The 18976-nt window shown below is 57.8% G+C and carries 19 protein-coding genes; 12 read left to right on the top strand and 7 right to left on the bottom strand.

Translation table 11 applies throughout. The features are described from left to right. The 3 genes from H6G62_RS22210 to H6G62_RS22200 form a co-directional block, all read right to left on the bottom strand. A partial coding sequence (locus H6G62_RS22210; RefSeq protein ID WP_199324940.1) for an IS1 family transposase occupies positions 1–102 on the bottom strand: 102 nt, incomplete at its 3' end. Between the two features lie 77 nt (positions 103–179). Continuing rightward, the gene (locus tag H6G62_RS22205) at positions 180–602 is read right to left on the bottom strand and encodes a Uma2 family endonuclease (protein ID WP_190499248.1); all 423 of its coding nucleotides are present in this window, start codon (positions 600–602) and stop codon (positions 180–182) included. A gap of 63 nt (positions 603–665) precedes the next feature. Next, positions 666–1337, bottom strand: a complete 672-nt coding sequence (locus tag H6G62_RS22200) for a Uma2 family endonuclease (RefSeq protein WP_190499246.1) — start codon at positions 1335–1337, stop codon at positions 666–668. 368 nt (positions 1338–1705) lie between these two features. Between H6G62_RS22200 and murD the strand changes: the two genes are divergently transcribed. Together murD and H6G62_RS22190 are read left to right on the top strand one after the other, a co-directional pair. Further along, a complete protein-coding gene (murD, locus tag H6G62_RS22195) occupies positions 1706–3055 on the top strand; it encodes a UDP-N-acetylmuramoyl-L-alanine--D-glutamate ligase (RefSeq protein WP_190499252.1) in 1350 nt (449 codons plus the stop codon). Positions 3056–3123: 68 nt separating this feature from the next. Beyond that, on the top strand, positions 3124–3489 hold the full coding sequence (locus tag H6G62_RS22190; RefSeq protein WP_190499244.1) for a DUF1823 family protein: 366 nt from the start codon (positions 3124–3126) through the stop codon (positions 3487–3489). A 140-nt stretch (positions 3490–3629) separates the two neighbouring features. On the opposite strand, the gene H6G62_RS22185 is transcribed toward H6G62_RS22190, so the two are convergent. From H6G62_RS22185 to H6G62_RS22175, 3 genes are all read right to left on the bottom strand, one after another. Continuing rightward, on the bottom strand, positions 3630–4586 hold the full coding sequence (locus H6G62_RS22185; RefSeq protein ID WP_190499242.1) for a glycosyltransferase family 2 protein: 957 nt from the start codon (positions 4584–4586) through the stop codon (positions 3630–3632). A 185-nt stretch (positions 4587–4771) separates the two neighbouring features. Next, positions 4772–5449 (bottom strand): cofactor assembly of complex C subunit B, encoded by a 678-nt coding sequence (locus tag H6G62_RS22180; protein WP_190499241.1) that lies wholly within the window; start codon positions 5447–5449, stop codon positions 4772–4774. A 120-nt stretch (positions 5450–5569) separates the two neighbouring features. Further along, positions 5570–6091, bottom strand: a complete 522-nt coding sequence (locus tag H6G62_RS22175) for a phycobiliprotein lyase (RefSeq protein WP_190499239.1) — start codon at positions 6089–6091, stop codon at positions 5570–5572. A gap of 208 nt (positions 6092–6299) precedes the next feature. On the opposite strand from H6G62_RS22175, the gene H6G62_RS22170 reads away from it, so the two are divergent. The 3 genes from H6G62_RS22170 (at position 6300) to H6G62_RS22160 (ending at position 9845) form a co-directional block, all read left to right on the top strand. Further along, positions 6300–7019: a D-Ala-D-Ala carboxypeptidase family metallohydrolase gene (locus H6G62_RS22170; RefSeq protein WP_190499237.1), complete on the top strand. Its 720-nt coding sequence runs from the start codon at positions 6300–6302 to the stop codon at positions 7017–7019. 97 nt (positions 7020–7116) lie between these two features. Continuing rightward, entirely contained in the window at positions 7117–8397 is a 1281-nt protein-coding gene (gene chrA, locus H6G62_RS22165; protein WP_190499235.1) for a chromate efflux transporter, read from the top strand. A 134-nt stretch (positions 8398–8531) separates the two neighbouring features. Beyond that, positions 8532–9845, top strand: coding sequence for a uracil-xanthine permease family protein (locus H6G62_RS22160; RefSeq protein WP_190499233.1), 1314 nt, complete (start codon positions 8532–8534; stop codon positions 9843–9845). Positions 9846–9884: 39 nt separating this feature from the next. Here H6G62_RS22160 and H6G62_RS22155 read toward each other — a convergent pair whose 3' ends face one another. Further along, positions 9885–11174 carry a pentapeptide repeat-containing protein gene (locus H6G62_RS22155; RefSeq protein ID WP_190499232.1) on the bottom strand — a complete coding sequence of 430 codons (1290 nt, stop codon included), beginning with the start codon at positions 11172–11174 and terminating at the stop codon, positions 9885–9887. Between the two features lie 245 nt (positions 11175–11419). Here H6G62_RS22155 and panB point away from each other — a divergent pair, with 245 nt between their 5' ends. From panB to H6G62_RS22120, 7 genes are all read left to right on the top strand, one after another. Then, positions 11420–12205: a 3-methyl-2-oxobutanoate hydroxymethyltransferase gene (panB, locus tag H6G62_RS22150; protein WP_190499229.1), complete on the top strand. Its 786-nt coding sequence runs from the start codon at positions 11420–11422 to the stop codon at positions 12203–12205. A 371-nt stretch (positions 12206–12576) separates the two neighbouring features. After that, positions 12577–13851 carry an adenosylhomocysteinase gene (gene ahcY / locus H6G62_RS22145; RefSeq protein WP_190499227.1) on the top strand — a complete coding sequence of 425 codons (1275 nt, stop codon included), beginning with the start codon at positions 12577–12579 and terminating at the stop codon, positions 13849–13851. 211 nt (positions 13852–14062) lie between these two features. Further along, positions 14063–15259 (top strand): ABC transporter permease DevC, encoded by a 1197-nt coding sequence (gene devC / locus H6G62_RS22140; RefSeq protein ID WP_199325179.1) that lies wholly within the window; start codon positions 14063–14065, stop codon positions 15257–15259. A 3-nt stretch (positions 15260–15262) separates the two neighbouring features. Continuing rightward, entirely contained in the window at positions 15263–16435 is a 1173-nt protein-coding gene (gene devC / locus H6G62_RS22135) for an ABC transporter permease DevC (protein ID WP_190499225.1), read from the top strand. Beyond that, positions 16432–17220 carry a DevA family ABC transporter ATP-binding protein gene (locus H6G62_RS22130; RefSeq protein ID WP_190499223.1) on the top strand — a complete coding sequence of 263 codons (789 nt, stop codon included), beginning with the start codon at positions 16432–16434 and terminating at the stop codon, positions 17218–17220. Before devC (H6G62_RS22135) ends, H6G62_RS22130 begins: the two co-directional genes overlap by 4 nt. Positions 17221–17260: 40 nt before the next feature. Then, the gene (locus H6G62_RS22125) at positions 17261–17770 is read left to right on the top strand and encodes a YbjN domain-containing protein (RefSeq protein ID WP_190499221.1); all 510 of its coding nucleotides are present in this window, start codon (positions 17261–17263) and stop codon (positions 17768–17770) included. Positions 17771–18089: 319 nt separating this feature from the next. Then, positions 18090–18890, top strand: coding sequence for a CAP domain-containing protein (locus H6G62_RS22120; protein WP_190499219.1), 801 nt, complete (start codon positions 18090–18092; stop codon positions 18888–18890). The last annotated feature ends 86 nt before the right edge of the window (positions 18891–18976 follow it).

Here is an 18976-nt window from a genome sequence, read left to right as displayed (position 1 = left end):
CACAAATTGACGGCCACAGTCCCGGCACTTGTAATTTTGCTTCCCGCGATGGCTGGTGCCGTTCTTGGAGATATCGTGAGACCCACAGGTCGGACAGGTCATCTCGATGGCCATGCGTTTGTCTCCCTGATTATCGTGGTGGCGTAGCCTGATTTTCCTCTGTCCCGTGCATTAATGCACTACCGCCAAAAGTTGGGGTTGTAGATGACGTAGTACAACACCCCTAGTTTGGCGTAGATCGTCATCTTGGGGCCATACTCGCCACCGGGGGTTTGGGACACCATTTCCAGGGCCAAAATTGGCGGCACCCCGTTTTCTTCCCAGGTCACATAGCTGTTGCGCGACCGTCCGCCCTTGCGCCGTTCGACTCCCAGACTCAGGAATCCATCGGGGACGATAGGCACACGGTAATCTTCGCCTGTGGTGTGGTAGACGCCCATATCCACGGCAAAAAACCAGTCCTGACGGTCTTTCCAGAGGTATTCCAGCACAAACAGCAGCAGGTTAGGCAGCCAATTCTGGTCTTCGTTGTCCACCGGGGTTTCGTCGGAGCAGGGGAGTTCGTCGCTGGTGGGCAGTTGGCTAATATCAAGATCGAGCATCGCGGCCCTCCACCATGCAGGGTAGCTTCATTATGGATCATGCCCGTCGGAGGCAACCACGGCTTACAGGGTATCGGGGTCTATGCCTAGCTCCCTAAGCTTTTCAGCTAGACGCTCGGCCCGTTCTGCCGGGGTAGGGTAGCGTTGGCCTTGTTGATTAAACCAGCCGAGGGCTTCTCGGTTGATGGGGTCGGTGGGTAACGTGCAGCGACCCAGACCTAGGCCAATTTCCGGCATCCAGAAGGGTTCACCGCTCTGTAAGTGGTAGTCCTTGCCAACCAGTTTGTAGACCTCGAAGGGCAGGTGTTTGTCTCGTCGCCAAAAGTTGGGGTTGTAGATGACGTAGTACAGCACCCCTAGTTTGGCGTAGATCGTCATCTTGGGGCCATACTCGCCACCGGGGGTTTGGGACACCATTTCCAAGGCCAAAATCGGCGGAATCCCGTTTTCTTCCCAGGTCACATAGCTGTTGCGCGACCGTCCGCCCTTGCGCCGCTCCACGCCCAGACTAAGAAATCCATCGGGGACGATAGGCACGCGGTAATCGTCGCCTGTGGTGTGGTAGACACCCATATCCACGGCAAAAAACCAGTCCTGGCGGTCTTTCCAGAGGTATTCCAGCACAAACAGCAGCAGGTTAGGCAGCCAATTCTGGTCTTCGTTGTCCACCGGGGTTTCGTCGGAGCAGGGGAGTTCGTCGCTGGTGGGCAGTTGGGTGATATCAAGGTCGAGCATAGCGGCCCTCCACCACACGGGATAGGTTTCGCAGATCGCAAAGTCCCCGTAGCCCACCCTGACGGGAAGCAAGCTACACCCCCAACCCCTCTCCCTCCTGGGAGAGGGGAGCCGGAATTGCTTCAAAGTCCCTCTCCCACATTGGGAGAGGGATTTAGGGTGAGGGCTGGATCATAGCCAAAGAGCGTGTTTGTGATCTACTAAGCTTCATTATAAATAGTGTCACCGTTAGCGCCCTGATACTGACCCAAGCCTGCAACCTATCGCCCTAGAGAATGCGGGTGAGGGCAACTGTCCGGGGTATGATTTTTCTGATTAAAACCCTTGCCCTAGGGTGTGATGGGGTGATGTCATCGGAAAAGGTTGCCATGAAACAGGCCCATGTGATCGGCTTAGGAAAATCCGGCATTGCCGCTGCCCGGTTGCTGCGAAAACAGGGCTGGGAGGTGGTGCTGAGTGATCGCAATGCCACTCCCCTGGCAGCGGATCCACAGGCCGCACTGCAAGCCGCTGGCGTCACGGTGAAGCTGGGCCATAGTTTTGCGGTGACACCGGAGGATCGGCCCGACCGAGTCGTGGTTAGTCCTGGGGTGCCCTGGGATCTGCCCGCCCTGGTGGAAGCCCGCGCCGCCGGACTGGAGGTGATGGGCGAAATGGAACTAGCCTGGTTGACCCTGCAAGATAAGCCCTGGGTGGGCATCACAGGCACCAACGGTAAAACAACGACAACGGCCCTCACCGCCGCCATTTTTCAGGCCGCTGGGTTGAACGCCCCCGCCTGCGGCAACATTGGCCACGCCGCCTGCGAACTGGGCCTGCAAACTCCCGCACCAGACTGGGTGATCGCCGAACTCAGCAGCTACCAAATCGAAGCCTCGGCCACCCTTACCCCCCGTATTGGCCTGTGGACAACCCTCACCCCCGACCACCTGCAACGCCACAAAACCCTGGATAACTACGCCCGCATCAAAGCCTCCCTGCTGCAACGGTCGGAGTTTGCCATCTTCAACGGCGACGACCCCTACCTGCGTCAACATATCCCCGCCGAATTTCCCCAGGCCCACTGGACGAGCGTGGGAGGCAAAACCGCCCTCGGCCCCCTGGTGCCGACGACGTATATCGAAGACGGCTGGGTGATGTTTAAGGGCCAGCCCATCGTCGCCGCCGATGCCCTGAAAATGGTGGGCGACCACAACCTGCAAAACCTGCTGATGGCCGTTGCCGCCGCCTGTTTAGCCAATATCGACCCCGCCGCCATCGCCGCCGGAGTAGCCAATTTCCCCGGTGTGCCCCACCGCCTAGAGCACATCTGCACCTGGCAGGGGATTGACTTCATTAACGACTCTAAGGCCACCAACTACGATGCTGCCGAAGTGGGCCTGCGTTCTGTGGCCAGCCCCACCGTGCTGATTGCCGGGGGCGAAGCCAAGGAAGGCGACGATGGCCCCTGGCTCCAGCGCATCCAGGAACGAGCTGCCACGGTGCTGCTGATTGGCGATGCCGCCCCCCAGTTTGCCCGCCGCCTAGAAGAAGTGGGCTACCGGAACTACGAAATTGTGGAAACCATGGATCGCGCCCTGCACCGCAGTCAGGAAGTCGCGCCCAGCCTGGGGGCCAAGGTCGTTTTGCTCTCCCCGGCCTGCGCCAGTTTTGACCAATACCCCAACTTCGAGGCCCGTGGCGACCACTTCCGGCAACTGTGCCAAGACCTGTGTTGAATCCCTTGGCCCTTGTACGGGCGCACAGCAGTGCGCCCCTATCCCTGTCCTGATTACGATTGCACCCAATGACCACGCTTCCTGACCTGACTAACGACACCCTCTGGGCGATTTTGAACAACGAACTGGACGACGACACCGTGAACCGTCTGGTGTGGCACTACCTGGGTTATCGGCAAACGGAGGAGGGCTGGGATACCGCAGCGGTAGATCCGGCCTGGGTGGAGAAGTATCCAGAGCCGCCGAACTTCATCGAAAGCCGTCCCGCCACCGTGCAGCTCACCCGATCCATTCCCGCCGAGTACAAGCAACTGCTGAAGGAAGAACTGGGCTTCAAGGGCTACACCATCGATCAACTGGTACCCCGCCTCACCCGCCGCGCCACCATGACCAACTGGTTGCTGGCCTATCGTGCCCAGCAGAACGCCGACTGACCCCAAGATCACCGCCCCCCGATCAACGATGACCCCATTGGGTTAAGCCTGCCGTCAGATGAATCACCACGGGCTGTAAGCCGCCCTCCGCCTCGTTGTTGTCAGGATTGACCTGAGGGCGAGTGAGGACGGTAAAGTGCCTAATCCGTCACTCCCAATTCCACCAACACTCGTTTTGGAATGGGGCTTTGGGCATCGGCATGAACACGTTGGCGGCGGGCCTGGAGCAGCATTTTCCACGCATGGGGAGAGATGAGGCCCGGTGCGGCGAGGGCCAAGGCTGTGCCAATTCGCCGCTGTTTGAGGGCAACCAGACCCCAGTGCAGATGCAGGTATCGTTCAATGGCGGATCGGGGGGGCAGGTGGTCGCGGTAGTCTGGGCTGACGCGGTTATAGATGCGGGATTTAATCAAAATATTGGTGGCCAAGCGCTGCTGAAGCTGGATTTTTTGGTCGTAGCCCCCTGTCCAAACGGTGCGGTAGGCCAAGCACTCGTTTATAAAGAGCGCATCGCCATGCTCCGCCACCCGAATCCAGGAGTCAATATCGTCGCAACTGGTCATGGTTTCGTCCCAGCCACCCGACTGGGCCAGGGCATCCCGCCGCACCGCCACCTGCACGGGGGTGCCAAAGGGCACTTGATCCAGCAGCATCCCGTAGTGAATAGCGGACTGGGGAACATAGAACACACGACCTGGACCGGGGGCAAGGGTACGGCTGAGTTCACGGCCCTCTTGGTTCACCTGGGCCGCCCGACAGGAACAAATCACCGCCTGGGGATGTTGGTCAATGGCCTCGGCCATGGTGGCGATGCAGTGGGGGGCGAGATAGTCGTCGTCGTCCAAGAGTTTGATCCAGTCCCCCGTAGCGACGGTGGTTCCAGCATTAACGGCCCCAGAGTGGTTGCGATTGGTGGGGTTGCGCACGTAGGCGACTTGCTGGCCCAGGCTTTCGGCGTAGGCTTGGGTGCCATCGGTGGAGGCATTATCGGCAATCACCACTTGGCAGGGATAGGTTTGGGCTAGGGCTGAGGCCACCGCCCGTTTCACCAAATCCAGGCGGTTGAAGGTGGTGATCACAATGCTGAAGGTGGTCATAGTGGGGTGACCTAAACGAGTTGGCCATGGCGTGATCCACCCTAGAAATGTGCCGCCTTGGCACCCGAGAATAGATAGATAGAGCCCAAGCTAACAATGCAGATCAGGATAGCACGCCCATAAGGAACGGAGATAGCCGTTAGGGTGGCGAAAAAGGGTTCATGATCCCCCATGGATGGCCAGCCCTAGGACGCTGAATCGGCTTGATTCGGTGCTTCTATGGCCAAGGTGGCAAGGGAATAGGTGAGCTTATCGGCAATACCCTCTACCCAAGCTTCGTCCTGTTTGGTATAGCTGCGGGGGGCATTGGCGGCGAGGATCAAAGCGCCTTGGTCGCCCAAGGGCTGGCAGATCACCCCCTGGGTATTGGGGGGCAGGTAGGTAAATTCCACCCGACCGGGGTAAATCTTCAGGTTTACCAGGTAAATGGCCTTTCCCGTTTCCAGGACACGCTTCAGGATGGGGCCGGGGTCTACCGTCGCCGTTGGCCCCAGCACCCCCCGCCGTAGCAACACCCGGCCCTGGGAATACACCACCACCGAGCGGGTCACCGTATTGGTCAACAACAGATGGGAGGCCCAGGCTAGTTCGGTCTTGACAGCATCGGGTAGGGCCGGATCAAGATCAAAGCCCTCCTCTCCGTCGAGGACAACCGCCTCCGGAGGAATCGGCTGCACCCGTTGCCACAGCAATCCGGTCAAAACGAGCAGGGCGCTGAGGATGACCCCTACCACATCGGATCGGGCCTGGGATTCCGTCAGTCCTGGGGTCAGCAGCCGATTCAGCAGCAGCAACGTGCCACCCAAACTGCCAGCCACCAGGGGCAGGAGCCGTAGTACGCGGTTGGGGTCAGAGTTAGCCATGGGGTAAAGGGTCACAACCTACGCGAATGGGCTCAGCACCTTGGCACATCAGCTCGGCCCACACGCCGCCGCCGTTGTTAAGGGTCGATCAGGGGGAAGAGAGGGAGGACATCCCAACCTCTAGCCCTGGGCTGGAGCCCCGCCTAGGCGAATTTCGGAGCAGAAGGAGGCCATCTGTTCCGTGTCGCCCACCTTGAAGACGCTGGTGCGCATTCGCAGGTTGGGGTTGGCAAACCAGAGGCGTTCCTGCACGGTGCCGTCCGGGGTTTGGGTGGTGAGGGTCAGCACTGCATTGTCGAGGCCATATTCCCCTTGGATCACGGGTGCCTGGGGAGTGGATTGCAGCAAAATGCCCTTCCCTTCGGCGGTGGGCTGCAACATCACCATCACCGTGGTGCGTTGGGTGTTGCGGGTATCGCCATCCATGCGGCTGTCTTGATCGACCTTGAGGCCACAGGCAATATGGGCGGGGTCTTGGCCCTGGGCTGCGCACACCTGCACCAAGCTGGCATCGGTGGCGGGCAACACCTCCATCATGAGGTTAGACTGCCCCGCCTTGGAGGTTTGGCTGGCCAGATAGTGGGTGGTGCGCTGGGAAAACCATTTCCCGGCCAGGGTTTCAACAAAACTCACAATGTCCATGGGCGTTTAGTCAGGTTGCCAATCGAGTCACAGTCTTTCATTCTAAAGCGCCATGGCCAGGAATCATGCAGACGCAACTAGGGTCGTGATTTGTGCCTCATTTTTAGCCGTGATTTGTGTCTCATTTTTACAAAATACGCCACGCTCCCAGGCTAGGGCCAAACTGGATGAAGAATATCCTTCGTCTGTCACATTAGGAGGCGCGATCATGGTGCAAGCTCCCGTCCTTTCGGTTCCGCGCAATATTGACGACCTAGAACCCAACATCATCCAGTGGGTTCAAACTCAGCTTAAGGTGGGCGGCTATCTTGATGGCCCTGCGGACGGCGTCTGTGGCCCCAAAACCTTGGCGGCTCTGGCCAAGTTTAAGGCCGATCAAAATCTGGAATATCCCAGGGGCATTGGCCAAACCACTCTGAATTTGCTGGCTGAGCTAACGGCTCCGGGCACCTTGTCAGAACAGGCGGAGGGACTGAACCAAAGGCCTTTGGTCAATGCTGGGTCGAAATCTGGTGCATCAGCCACGCTGCCTACGGTGGGCTTGGTCTATGCCAACGAATGGATTTTACCCAATTCCTATCTCACCTGGGGCGAAATGACCAAGAACCTCACCCGTCGCCCCACCCAGGCCAGCGAGGTGAAGAATATCCAGGAAACCGCCAAGGTGTTTGGCCGCATTCGCACCAAGTTTGGTTCCTCCATCGGGGTTACCTCTGGGTTCCGGCCTGCCCACCTCGGTATCGGCGTACGCAATTCTCAGCACATCCCCGGTCGGGCGGCGGATATTTACCCCCTCAACGGCAACTTTGCCACCCTGCTGAATGTGCTGAAGGATGAGCCCGCCGTTAAGGGGATTGGCTTGGGTCAAGCCAAGGGCTTTCTGCACATGGATATTCGTCCGGCCTCGCGGGTGATTTTTCGGTACTAAACTCCGTTCAGCGCCAGATGTATCCTAGAAAATCTTGAGGTGGTCGGGGCGACCGCTATAGTGAAGGGCATTGATTGGCCTTCACAGGGGTTTATCCATGCATTCTCAGTCCACTGCCCAACAGACCTCACCCCAAACACCCCTGGGGGCCAGGTTAGTGGAACTGGCACAGTTGTTCCTGAAGCTCGGAACCGTTGGCTTTGGTGGCCCCCAGGCTCACATCGCCATGATTCACGATGAAGCGGTGATCCGGCGGGGCTGGCTGAGCGAAGAGCAATTCTTAGAGGGGGTGGCCATTTGCGAAATGTTGCCGGGGCCAGCCTCCACCCAAACCGGAATTTATACAGGCTACGTGCGGGCGGGTTTTTTGGGGGCGTTGGTGGCGGGCACCAGCTTTATCTTCCCAGCCTTTGGCATCATGGTGCTGTTGTCCTGGGCCTACTTTCGATTTCAGGGCGTGCCCCAGATTGATCACCTGTTCCTGGGCATTTCCCCGGTGGTGATTGCAATCATTCTGGCCTTTAGCTGGAAGCTGAGCAAAAAATCTATCCAGGACAGAACCGGAGTGGCGATTGCCCTAGGGGCGTTTTTGTTGGCCTGGGGCTTGAACCTGAACGTGCTGCTGCTGTTTTTGCTGGCAGGAGTTGTCGGGCTGTTGGCCTACCGCCCTCCGGCCCCGCCCCCAGGATCGCCCTCCGCACCCTCGACGGGATCGCCCCATCCAGCTTGGCTCGTACCCCTGTGGCCCGTGGGTCAATCCCTGCCCCGTTTACTGGCCCAAGTTCCCCCTGAAGCCATGGCGGTATCGAGCTTTTGGGGCTTAGATCGGATTCAGACCTACGCTTGGGCTCTGGCGTCATTTTTTGTCAAAGTGGGGGCGTTTATCTTTGGCGGTGGGCTGGTGATTATTCCCCTGCTGGAAGCCTCGGTGGTAGATAGTTTTCAGTGGATGACCCGCAGCGAATTTTTAGATGGGGTGGCCCTCGGCGAACTGACCCCCGGCCCTGTGGTCATCACCGCCGCCTTCGTGGGTTACAAGGTGGCCGGATTCCTCGGTGCTCTGGTGGCTACTATCGCAATTTTCCTTCCTTCCTTTGGTTTCATTGGAATAGCCTCCCCCTTTCTGCTGCGGCTGCGCCAAAACCCCAGGGTGAAGTGCTTTTTACGGGGCGTTTTGCCAGCGGTGTTAGGGGCTATCCTCGCCGCCACCCTGCCCCTGGCCCAGGCCGCACTCATCCAAGACACCTGGCCGCTCACCCTCGTGGCCATTGCCCTAAGCCTAGGGGCGCTAATCGCCTTGGTGCGGTGGAAACGGCCCACCTGGCAACTGGTGCCCCTGGGTGCCCTAGTGGGTTTGGCCGTAGGGGCGGTGGCCTAGGCCGTCGGCAACCCAGGGCGGGCAGGGCGGGAATTCCCATGAAAAGCGTCAAACAACACCCTTTTTCGGCGAGATCGGCTCTTTAATATCCTGTGATGGCGGACGATGTTGTGCCTGTCCCTGTGAGGAGCCCTATGATCCAAGATTCCAATCCCATGTCCGAACCCTTGCCCCCTGAGGTGGCTGATCCCACGGCCTATAAACTGCGGCCACGGGATATTCTTCTGGGCGCACAAATGCTGTTTGTGGCCTTTGGTGCCCTGGTGCTGGTACCGATTTTGACCGGGCTTAACCCCAACGTGGCTCTCTTTACGGCGGGTCTGGGTACCCTGGTCTTTCAACTGGTAACAGGGGGCAAGGTGCCGATCTTTCTGGCCTCGTCCTTTGCCTTTATTGCCCCCATTCAGCTCGGTGTGGAGCAGTATGGCTTGGGCGAAACCCTCTCTGGGCTGGCGGCGGCGGGGGTGTTTTACCTAGCACTCAGCCTGCTGATCTTTTGGCGTGGCCCTGGTTTTCTCTCCCGGCTGCTGCCCCCCATCGTCACTGGCCCGGTGATTATGGTGATTGGCCTGTCCCTGGCTCCAGTGGCGGTAAACATGGCCTCCAATGGGAGCGAAACCTACAGTGGGGGGGCGGCCCTGGCCGTTGCAGGTGCGGCCCTCCTGGCCACCATGCTCACGGCCCTACTGGCGGGGGGCTGGCTGCGGCTAGTGCCGATTTTGGTGGGTATTGTCGTGGGCTATCTGGTGGCGATCCCCCTGGGAATGGTGAGCTTGGCCCCCGTGGCCGAGGCTCCCTGGTTTGCCATACCCAGTTTCACAGCTCCGGTGTTTCACCTGCCCTCCATTTTGTTTATCTTGCCCGTGGCCATCGCCCCCACCATCGAGCACTTTGGCGACATCCTCGCCATTAGCTCCGTGGCCCAAAAGGATTATCTCAGGGATCCTGGCGTCCATCGCACCCTGCTCGGCGACGGCCTTGCCACCACCCTGGCGGCGTTCTTTGGTGGCCCCCCCAACACCACCTACTCCGAAGTGACCGGGGCTGTCGCCCTCACCCGCACCTTTAACGCAGGCATCATGACCTGGGCGGCGATCATCGCTATCCTGCTGGCCTTTGTCGGTAAACTGGGTGCCCTGCTCCAGACTATCCCCGTTCCAGCCATGGGCGGTATCCTCATCATCCTCTTCGGCACCATTGTGGTAATCGGCATCAATAGCCTTGTCCAGGCGGGTCAGGATCTCACCCAACCCCGCAATCTCGTCATCGTCGCGATCATTCTCATTTTTGGCGTGGGTGGACTCTCCCTCAAAGCCGGAGCCTTTGCCCTAGAAGGCATTGGTCTATGTGGTCTTGCTGGCGTTTTGCTGAATCTGCTCCTGCCCCAACCCCGTGAAAATCAACCTCTGACAGCGAGAGAACTGGCAGAGGTAGACGTAGAATCCTAGGGGATCACTTGCGGTCAGCCCCAGGCTCGTAGCATCCGATCAACGGCCCAGCAGGTTGGGAATATCCCCACAGCCCCCCGGCACCGTGGCCCGAGTGAACGAACCACCCCAGGCGCAGCAATACCAGCGCTGTTCCTCCGACAGGCGTTCAACGTTGGTGAGATTGATGCCTTCCACTACGGCCCCGGTGTTGGCCCCGGTGGCATAGTCGGGAAGGCTCGTGCGGGTGCGGGGGGTAGCGGTTTTGGCATCGCCGTAGAAAAACAAAGTGCCCATCAGATCGGCCCCGGAGAGGTCGGCATCGCAGAGGATAGCGCGGGAAAAGTTGGTTTTCACCAGGTCGCACCGTTGCAGGTTGGCGCGAATCAGGTTGGCTTCACTGAGGTCGGCCCAGCGCAGGTCGGTGCCGTGGAGGTCGGCCATGGCCAGCATCGCCCCTAGGTCGATGACGCGGGTGCCCTGGGCGCGGTCTTCTTCGTAGCCGCCCCGACCGTCGAGGATGGCCCGTCCTAGGCGGTTGTCTCGCTTGAGGGGCGTCAGCAGCCGAGAGCGGGAGAGGAAGCGAATCACCTTGGCTTTGCCCCCGGCATCCACGCTGCTGAGAATGGCGGCGGTGCGGGCCTCGGCAATGATACGCTCCTGGGGCCAGTCCTCTAGCAAGCCTTCCTCGTCCAGCACCAGATCAGAAATGCCCTGGAAGTAGGCGTCGATGGTTTGCTGCTGGGTGATCAGGTTTTGCTGTAGGGTCAAATCGCGGGAGATGACGTACTGCCGCCAGGCCACAAATAGGGCCAAAAAGGCAATGAAAATCTGACCAATCGCCCCCAGAAAGTCCCCCAAGGCTCCCAGCACGTCCCACCGCAGGGTCAGTCCCCAGGTGAGGATGGCGCGGTTAATTCCGGTAATGCGCATTAGCCCAAACAGGCCAATCAGCACGCTGGGGATAGAAATGACGAGGGACTGCTGCCGGGGAGATAACTCCGCCAAAATTTCCGCAAAGACAGGCCACATCAGCCGCAGAGAAACCACGGTGGCCACCAGGGAACCCGCCAAAATTAGCCAAACGCTATCGACAATCAACCCCATAAAAATGATCGCCACCGCCACCAGGGTCACGGCATTGGCCGACGCTAGGGGGCTAACTGGTGTCAAGGGTGGGTCGCTGGTGGCCATCGGCTCCTCCCCTGGGCTAGGGGCGCTGGCAGGCGAGGCCGGGGAGGCGTTCGTGGGAGTCGTGGGAACGGACTCAGTCGGTAGGGGGATAGGTGCAGCGGGGCGGTCGGGGCTGGTTCCACCGGAAGGGGCAGGGTTGGGTGGCACAGAGGTCATGGGCAACCTGGCTCAGGGCGATGATAGGGGGATTTCCACGGTAGGGGCAGGGTCTCCCTGCCCGTCCCAACGGGGCATCAATCACGATTTAGTATAAGTGAGCCTTCAATTCCCAGAATTCCCGTCTTCACGGACAGGATGGCTATCTTCACGGGTATGACCGTCGATCATCACGGGACGACCCCATAGCCAGGGATAATTTGGGGAGTATTCAATGATGCGATGGACGTTCTGAGGCGGCAACGATGGCAGTGAGTGTTTCACAAGTGGCGACCTGGAAACAGCGGCAGGGAGCCTCGCCCCTGGTGGTGTTGACGGCCTGGGATGTGATGTCGGGCCAGATTGCCGACCAGGCCGGGGCAGATATCGTCCTCGTTGGGGATTCCCTGGCCATGGTGGCCCTGGGTTACGACACGACCCTGCCCCTCACCCTGGAGGATATGCTGATCTGCGCCAAAGCCTCACGGCGGGGGGTGCAGCGGGCATTATTAGTCGTGGACTTACCCTTCCTCAGCTACCAGCCCAGTCTGGAAGAGACGATTCGCTCGGCGGGGCGCATTTTAAAAGAATCCGCCGCCCAGGCTGTCAAGATTGAGGGGGGCCATGCCGCCGTGGTGGAACGGGTGCAAGCCCTCGTGCAGTGGGGCATTCCGGTGATGGGCCATGTGGGCCTGACGCCGCAGTCGGTGAACCAGTTTGGCGGCTTTCGTAAGCAGGGCAAAACCGAGGCCGAAGCCGACCGCATCCTCGCCGAAGCCCAGGATTTAGAACAGGCCGGAGCCTTTTCCCTGGTGCTAGAGCACATCCCTGCCGACCTGGCGCGAAAAATTAGCAACACCCTCACCATCCCCACCATTGGCATTGGCGCTGGCCCCCACTGCACCGGGCAAGTGCTGGTCACGGCGGATGTGCTGGGCCTTTCGCCCTGGCAGCCCCCCTTCGCCAAAGCCTACGCCAACCTGCGCCAGCAGGCCATCGATGCCGCCCAGCAGTTCTGTGATGAGGTGCGGTCGGGGCAGTACCCAGGGTAAATTTCCGTTAAGCTAAGAAGGCTGATCCCTCACCCTAAATCCCTCTCCCAGAGGGCTACTGCTTATACATAGGTTTCTATTCCGCTTGATGCCTAAAGTTGATCCCCCCTAGCCCCCCTTGAAAAGGGGGGAACCGGAGTCAAAGTCCCCCTTGAAAAGGGGGATTTAGGGGGATCCCCAAGGCCTTACGGCATGAAAACAAGATGTTTATAAGCGGTAGCCCAGAGGGAGAGGGACCTTGAAGAAGGCTTCTCTTCCTCTGGGAGAGGGGCTGGCTGTGAGGGCCAAGACGGTGCGGTTCACCATTAGATTGGGTTCAAAACCCAGTTCCCGCCTGAGATCGGCTGACACATTCACTAGGCATAGAATCTATGACCACAACTTTGCAACTCAAGTACGACATTAAAGACATTACGCTGGCGGCCCAAGGCAAGCAGCGGATTGAATGGGCTGGGCGCGAAATGCCCGTGCTGCGACAGATTCAGGAACGCTTTGCCCAGGAAAAACCCCTGGCTGGCATCCGCATTTCGGCCTGCTGCCACGTCACCACGGAAACTGCCCACCTGGCCATTGCCCTCAAAAATGCCGGGGCCGATGCCATCCTGATCGCCAGCAACCCCCTGTCTACCCAAGACGATGTGGCTGCTAGCCTGGTGGCCGACTACGGCATCCCCGTCTTTGCCATCAAGGGCGAAGACAACGACACCTACCACCGCCACGTTCAAACTGCCCTAGATCACCGTCCCAACATCATCATTGACGACGGTAGCGACGTAGTGGCCACCCTGGTGCAAACCCGTCAGTCCCAGCTTTCCGACATCATCGGCACTACCGAAGAAACCACGACGGGCATCGTCCGCCTCAAGGCCATGTTTAAGGATGGGGTGCTGAGCTTCCCCGCCATGAACGTGAACGACGCCGACACCAAGCACTTCTTCGACAACCGCTACGGCACCGGGCAATCTACCCTCGACGGCATCATCCGCGCCACCAACGTGCTGTTGGCCGGAAAGACCATCGTCGTCGCAGGCTATGGCTGGTGCGGCAAAGGTACCGCCATGCGGGCCAAGGGCATGGGCGGCAACGTGATCGTCACCGAAATCGACCCCATCCGCGCCATTGAAGCGGCCATGGACGGCTTCCAAGTGATGCCCATGGCTGAGGCCGCTCCCCAGGGCGACCTGTTCATCACCGTCACCGGAAACAAGCACGTCATCCGCCGCGAGCACTTCGAGGTGATGAAGGACGGCGCAATGGTCTGCAACTCCGGCCACTTCGATATCGAAATCGACCTGCAATCCCTGGGCGACATGGCCACCGAAGTGAAGCAAGTCCGCAACTTCACCCAGCAATACCTGCTGAGCAACGGCAAGTCGGTGATTGTCCTGGGCGAAGGCCGCTTGGTGAACCTAGCCGCCGCCGAAGGCCACCCCAGCGCTGTGATGGACATGAGCTTTGCCAACCAAGCCATGGCCTGCGAATACCTGGTGAAGAACAAAGGTTCCCTCGAACCCGGTCTGCACTCCATCCCCGAAGCAGTGGATAAGGAAATCGCCCGCCTGAAGCTAGTGGCCATGGGCATCGAAGTCGATACCCTGACGGCGGAACAGGAACTGTACATCAACTCCTGGACTGTGGGCACCTAAGGCAGCCCAAATCCCCAGATTCCATGGCGAAATCTTGGAATTTGGGGATTTCCTACGGCAATCGCTCCGCTCCTAAGCCCTATGGGAGGGGCGTTCGGCCATGGGCATTGGCGGCGGTTGGGCGTCCCTCAAAATGTCCATGGCAGGGGCAGGGGCAGAGGTCTTACCATAGGGGTCTGGTCTCAATTCTGATCAGGGCCATTCCTGACCCATGCCAATGCCCAAAAAGTACAAGGCAACCTTCCCCAGACTAGCTCCTCCCCGGCGCATCCCCTTGGCTTGGTATAACCTGCGCCACGACCGGGCAAGGCTGTTTGTGGCGGTGGCGGGGGTGACGTTTGCAGTATTGTTGATGTTCATGAACCTGGGCTTTTTGGGAGCCTTGGTCAACACCACCTCGAATTTTTACGACCAGTTCAATGCCGATATTGTGCTGATGTCGCCCCAATCCCTAGAAATTAGTACCACAAAAGCGTTCCCTCGCGAACGGCTCTACCAGGCGGCGGGTATTGAGGGGGTGGAGCGGGTTATGCCGCTGTATATGGAATATTCCCTCTGGAAAAATCCCGAAACCAAGATTAGCCGCGCCCTGTTTGTCTATGCCATCAACCCCATGGATCCGGTTTTTCTGATGCCGGAACTCAATACGCCAGAGGGGCGAGAGGCATTGCAGATTCCCAATTCTACGTTTATTGATCGACTATCGCGGCCCGAATTTGGGCCCCAAACCATCGGTCTAGAAACGGAAACCGACCGTCGCCGCATCACCATCGTCGGTCAGTACGATTTGGGGGGAGGGTTTGCTGCCGATGGCACCCTGGTGATGAGTGACCAAAACTTTATGCGCTACTTTTCTCCTCGCCCCCTCAACCAGGTGAATATGGGCCTTGTGTTGCTGGAGCCAGGGGCCGATCCCCAACGGGTGAAGCAGGCCATTTTGGAACGCCTTCCCGCCGATGTAGAAGCCTACACCAAGCCCGAAATTATCCAAAAGGAAAGCCGTTTCTGGATTCAAACCACCTCCATCGGTTTTATTTTTGGGCTGGGGGTGTTGATTTCCTTTGTGGTAGGAACGGTGATCGTCTACCAGATTTTATATACCGATATCCACGACCACCTGCGGGAATACGCCACCCTGAAAGCCATCGGTTATGGCGGCGGCTATCTGTTCAAAACGGTCATCCAAGAAGCAATTATTTTGGCTGTGATGGGCTATGTGCCGGGGCTGATTTTGGCCCTAGCATTGTACGAAATGGCCACCCGCGCCACCGCTGGCACCCTGCCCCTACAAATGACCACCTCGCGGGTCATCATAGTCTTTACACTGACGGTAGTGATGTGTGCCATTTCTGGCCTAATTTCTGTGCGAAAAGCGGTCACCGCCGACCCCGCTGAGGTGTTTGCCTAACCCATGTTTCCTACCCCGCTAGCCCTGCTAAATCTCACCCACGACCGCAAGAAGTTCGCAACTTCGGTGGCGGGGGTAGCCTTTGCCGTGTTGTTGATGTTTCTATTTAATGGGTTCAAAAATGCCCTTTATGATAGCCAAACTCAGTTTTTGAAAGAACTAAACGGCGAGATTGTGATCATCAATCGGCTGAAGGAAAATATGTTTGTTCCCCGGCCCTTTGCCCGTCGTCGGTTGTACCAAGCCCAAGCCTTTGATGGGGTAGAAGGAGCCTACGCCATCTACACCAGTGAAGCCCGCTGGAAAAATCCTGAAACTCGCAAAACTCGACCTGTGCGGGTAATTGCCTACAACCCCGCTGATCCGGTGTTGTTGTTGCCCGATGTGCTGGCTCACCGAGAAGCCCTCACCCTGCCCAATACGGCTCTGATTGATAGCCGAGCTAGGGCAGAACTAGGGCCACGGGAAGCTGGGGTGATTACGGAACTTGCGGATCGAGAAATTCGCATTGTGGGTACCTTTAGTCTGGGCACAGACTTTGCGGCAGGCAACGGCAATTTGATTATGAGCGACCAGAATTTCCTACGCTTCTTTGCTAACCGTGGCCCAGAGGAGACGGAACGTAGTTTTTCGACAGCTGATATTGGGCTATTGCGCGTTGCGCCCGGAACAGATGTAGATGCCCTAGTCAAAACTCTGCGGGAAAACCTGCCCCAAGATATTTTGATTTTGCCGAGGGACGGGCCAGAGGGCTTTATTATGCGAGAACGCCTTTATTGGGAACAAAATACGAATATTGGCTTTGTTTTTTCCCTATTAACCGCCATGGGTTTTGTAGTGGGGATTATTTTGGTGTATCAAATCCTCTATACCGATGTGGCCGATCACTGGTCGGAATATGCGACCCTTAAGGCCATTGGCTACACGAACCTTTACTTGATGGGTGTGGTGATTCAGGAGGCTATTATTCTGTCTATATTTGGGTTTATCCCCGGTTTTTTGATTAGTCGAATTTTCTATAATTTAGGCGCAACGGTTACTGGACTGGTGTTTCAAATGACCGTCGAGCGAGTGATCAACCTCTATATTTTGACCTTTATGATGTGTTTAGTGTCTGGCTTAATTGCCGTTCGTAAGGTGCAGCGCACCGACCCAGCGGAGGTCTTTGGTCTATGAATACTCTTCCTGTTCCTACGCCTCAACCAAACCCATCCATCCAGTCCAATGACGTGTCTGTACAAGTGCGAGGGTTGAACTATTTTTTTGGAAAAGGTGACCTCCGAAAACAGGCGCTTTATGACATCAACCTCGACCTCCACCGGGGCCAAATTGTGATTATGACTGGCCCCTCCGGATCCGGCAAAACCACCTTACTGACGCTGATTGGTGCCCTGCGGTCGGTGGAACAGGGTAGCTTGCAGGTCCTCGGTCGAGAACTACATGGCCTAGGCCAACGGCAGCGGGTGGAGGTACGCCGCAACATTGGCTTTATCTTCCAAGCCCACAACCTGTTTGCCTCCCTTACCGCCGCCCAAAATGTGGAAATGGCGGTGGAACTGACCGGAGGACTGCGCCAAAAACGCCAGCGAGCGGTGGAAATGCTGACGCGGGTTGGTTTGGCAGATCGGGTAGACTATAAACCCGCCAACCTCTCTGGGGGCCAAAAGCAGCGGGTGGCCATCGCCCGTGCCCTCGTCAACCATCCCCAACTGATCCTGGCCGATGAGCCCACCGCCGCCCTCGATAGAAAATCCGGGCGCGATGTGGTCACCATCATGCAGCAGCTTGCTAAGGAAGAGAACTGCACTATCCTCATGGTCACCCACGATAACCGAATCCTCGATGTAGCCGACCGCATCATTAACCTGGTGGATGGCCATCTGGAATCCGACGAAAGTCCCCAGCAATTCGCCGATGCCCACGCTATCAAAGCGTTAGACGGTAGTATGTTCGTGATGTAAGAGAACACTCAAGAGCCCTATGTTGGTGTGATCCATAGCTATGGCGCTTTCCTTTTCCAACACCGTTCAAGCCCTTACCTACACCAAGGTGGCGGACTATTTGCAAACCGCTAGCCTCTTTAAAGATCGGCTTCGCACCTACGACAATCAGCCCAAATTCGACATTCTCTACGGCTCTACCCTCGTAGAAATTGAAGTCTTGCCCTGGGAAGTTCACCCTTGGCAAAAGGCGGATTTAGCCACCGTGCGGGCCAGTAGTTGCGTTACCGTGGGCAGCACCATCAGCCCCGATCTCATGCGTTTTTTGCTCACCGAAAATCGTCGGATGCGATTCGGAGCCTTTCACTTGGATGATGCCGACCAAGTCCTCTTTGCCGAAAGCGTTCTCGGCGGCGACAACATGGACGTGATGGAACTGCAAACCTGCATCCTCTCCGTCGTCACCATCGCCGACACCTATGATGACCTGATTGTCGAACGCTTTGGCGGCCAACGCGCCATCGACCGCATGAACGATACAGACAACTCATACCAAATCCGAGTTGGATAATCCCGATTCTCAGCCCAGTAAACCGTAGGGGCGAGGTCTCCTCGCCCGCTGATACCGGGGCAAATAAGCCGGATTTAGATTCAGTCTCGCCCCTTGGTGATCAGTAATCGGTATGGTGGCCGCAGCATGGAGGGATGAGCTTATTGGGTGACACGCCCTAGGAAAGTTCAAAATTTCATCCCAAATTTCAAGGGATCACGTTCCAGGTTTAAGCATTTTTCACACTGACGTGGGAACGCTAGTAACGATGGGGCTAGCCCAGCCGTTAGGGATGCTTCCGGGCGGCTGAGTACTGCGCTGCTGAATTTGGGATATCGCCATGAAAACTTGGTCTACTGCGGTTATCGTTGCCTTGCTATCGTCCTTTACGATTGGCACTCAGATGGTGGAGGCCTCGCCCTCCAGAACCGCCAGCGGTTCCCGTGGCAATGGTTCCTCCTACGAAGTATGGCGCATGAACCGCGATAGGAATAACGACCTCTTTGAACTGCGCGTGTGGCGGAATGTCCACCGACAGACGAACCCACCCACCTGCACCTATACCTTTGTCTCCCGCAGCGATGCCCTAGCCTTTTGGGATAATATCGCCGACCAGGCCGGATGCCCGAACCAAGCTACGGCTGTCGCTCCACCATCCTCTAACTCGACCACTCAGGCACAACAACCAAGACCCTCTTCGTCCCCCCGTCGCACCATCTCCATCACCACCGTCTCCGGTGAGACTACTCGCCAACCCACCACCACCACCACCGCCAACACAACAACCACGACCCGGCCTACATCGACGTGCCCCAATCGACCGACCACGACCACCACAAACACCACTCCCCAGCCCAGCCCAACGGGGGACATTGCTGGGCAAATCCTGGCCCTGGTGAATGCTGAACGCCAACGGGCTGGGGTAGCACCGCTAACCCTGAACAGTCAACTGAATGCCGCCGCCCAGAACCACGGGCGGGATATGGCGAATAATAATCACTTTAGCCACACGGGCACCGATGGTTCATCTCCCGGTCAGCGGGCGGTGGCAGTGGGCTATCCCTCATCTTACGTCGGGGAAAATATTGCCTGGGGCCAAACCAGCACCGGGCAGGTTATGAGCTCGACTTTATCCATTTGATCCAAAAAGGAAAGCAGCAAGCAGAATTCAGATGAGGGTCTGAGGAACTTGCTGCGATGGAATTTATGTCGATGATGATAGCGTTT

It is taken from the genome of Phormidium sp. FACHB-1136, from assembly GCF_014697375.1.
GTDB lineage: Bacteria > Cyanobacteriota > Cyanobacteriia > Phormidesmidales > Phormidesmidaceae > Nodosilinea.
The sequence above is the reverse complement of the archived record's forward strand: the minus strand, read 5'-3'. Positions and strand labels throughout refer to the sequence as shown.

Excerpts from the sequence above, each read along its gene's own strand:
- H6G62_RS22205 (WP_190499248.1), bottom strand. The coding sequence starts at position 602 with ATGCTCGATCTTGATATTAGCCAACTGCCCACCAGCGACGAACTCCCC.
- H6G62_RS22175 (WP_190499239.1), bottom strand. The coding sequence starts at position 6,091 with ATGGACATTGTGAGTTTTGTTGAAACCCTGGCCGGGAAATGGTTTTCC.
- H6G62_RS22185 (WP_190499242.1), bottom strand. The coding sequence starts at position 4,586 with ATGACCACCTTCAGCATTGTGATCACCACCTTCAACCGCCTGGATTTG.
- chrA (WP_190499235.1), top strand. The coding sequence starts at position 7,117 with ATGCATTCTCAGTCCACTGCCCAACAGACCTCACCCCAAACACCCCTG.
- H6G62_RS22155 (WP_190499232.1), bottom strand. The coding sequence starts at position 11,174 with ATGACCTCTGTGCCACCCAACCCTGCCCCTTCCGGTGGAACCAGCCCC.
- murD (WP_190499252.1), top strand. The coding sequence starts at position 1,706 with ATGAAACAGGCCCATGTGATCGGCTTAGGAAAATCCGGCATTGCCGCT.
- devC (WP_199325179.1), top strand. The coding sequence starts at position 14,063 with ATGCCAATGCCCAAAAAGTACAAGGCAACCTTCCCCAGACTAGCTCCT.
- H6G62_RS22190 (WP_190499244.1), top strand. The coding sequence starts at position 3,124 with ATGACCACGCTTCCTGACCTGACTAACGACACCCTCTGGGCGATTTTG.
- H6G62_RS22130 (WP_190499223.1), top strand. The coding sequence starts at position 16,432 with ATGAATACTCTTCCTGTTCCTACGCCTCAACCAAACCCATCCATCCAG.
- H6G62_RS22180 (WP_190499241.1), bottom strand. The coding sequence starts at position 5,449 with ATGGCTAACTCTGACCCCAACCGCGTACTACGGCTCCTGCCCCTGGTG.
- H6G62_RS22160 (WP_190499233.1), top strand. The coding sequence starts at position 8,532 with ATGATCCAAGATTCCAATCCCATGTCCGAACCCTTGCCCCCTGAGGTG.
- H6G62_RS22170 (WP_190499237.1), top strand. The coding sequence starts at position 6,300 with ATGGTGCAAGCTCCCGTCCTTTCGGTTCCGCGCAATATTGACGACCTA.
- ahcY (WP_190499227.1), top strand. The coding sequence starts at position 12,577 with ATGACCACAACTTTGCAACTCAAGTACGACATTAAAGACATTACGCTG.
- devC (WP_190499225.1), top strand. The coding sequence starts at position 15,263 with ATGTTTCCTACCCCGCTAGCCCTGCTAAATCTCACCCACGACCGCAAG.
- H6G62_RS22200 (WP_190499246.1), bottom strand. The coding sequence starts at position 1,337 with ATGCTCGACCTTGATATCACCCAACTGCCCACCAGCGACGAACTCCCC.
- H6G62_RS22120 (WP_190499219.1), top strand. The coding sequence starts at position 18,090 with ATGAAAACTTGGTCTACTGCGGTTATCGTTGCCTTGCTATCGTCCTTT.
- panB (WP_190499229.1), top strand. The coding sequence starts at position 11,420 with ATGGCAGTGAGTGTTTCACAAGTGGCGACCTGGAAACAGCGGCAGGGA.
- H6G62_RS22125 (WP_190499221.1), top strand. The coding sequence starts at position 17,261 with ATGGCGCTTTCCTTTTCCAACACCGTTCAAGCCCTTACCTACACCAAG.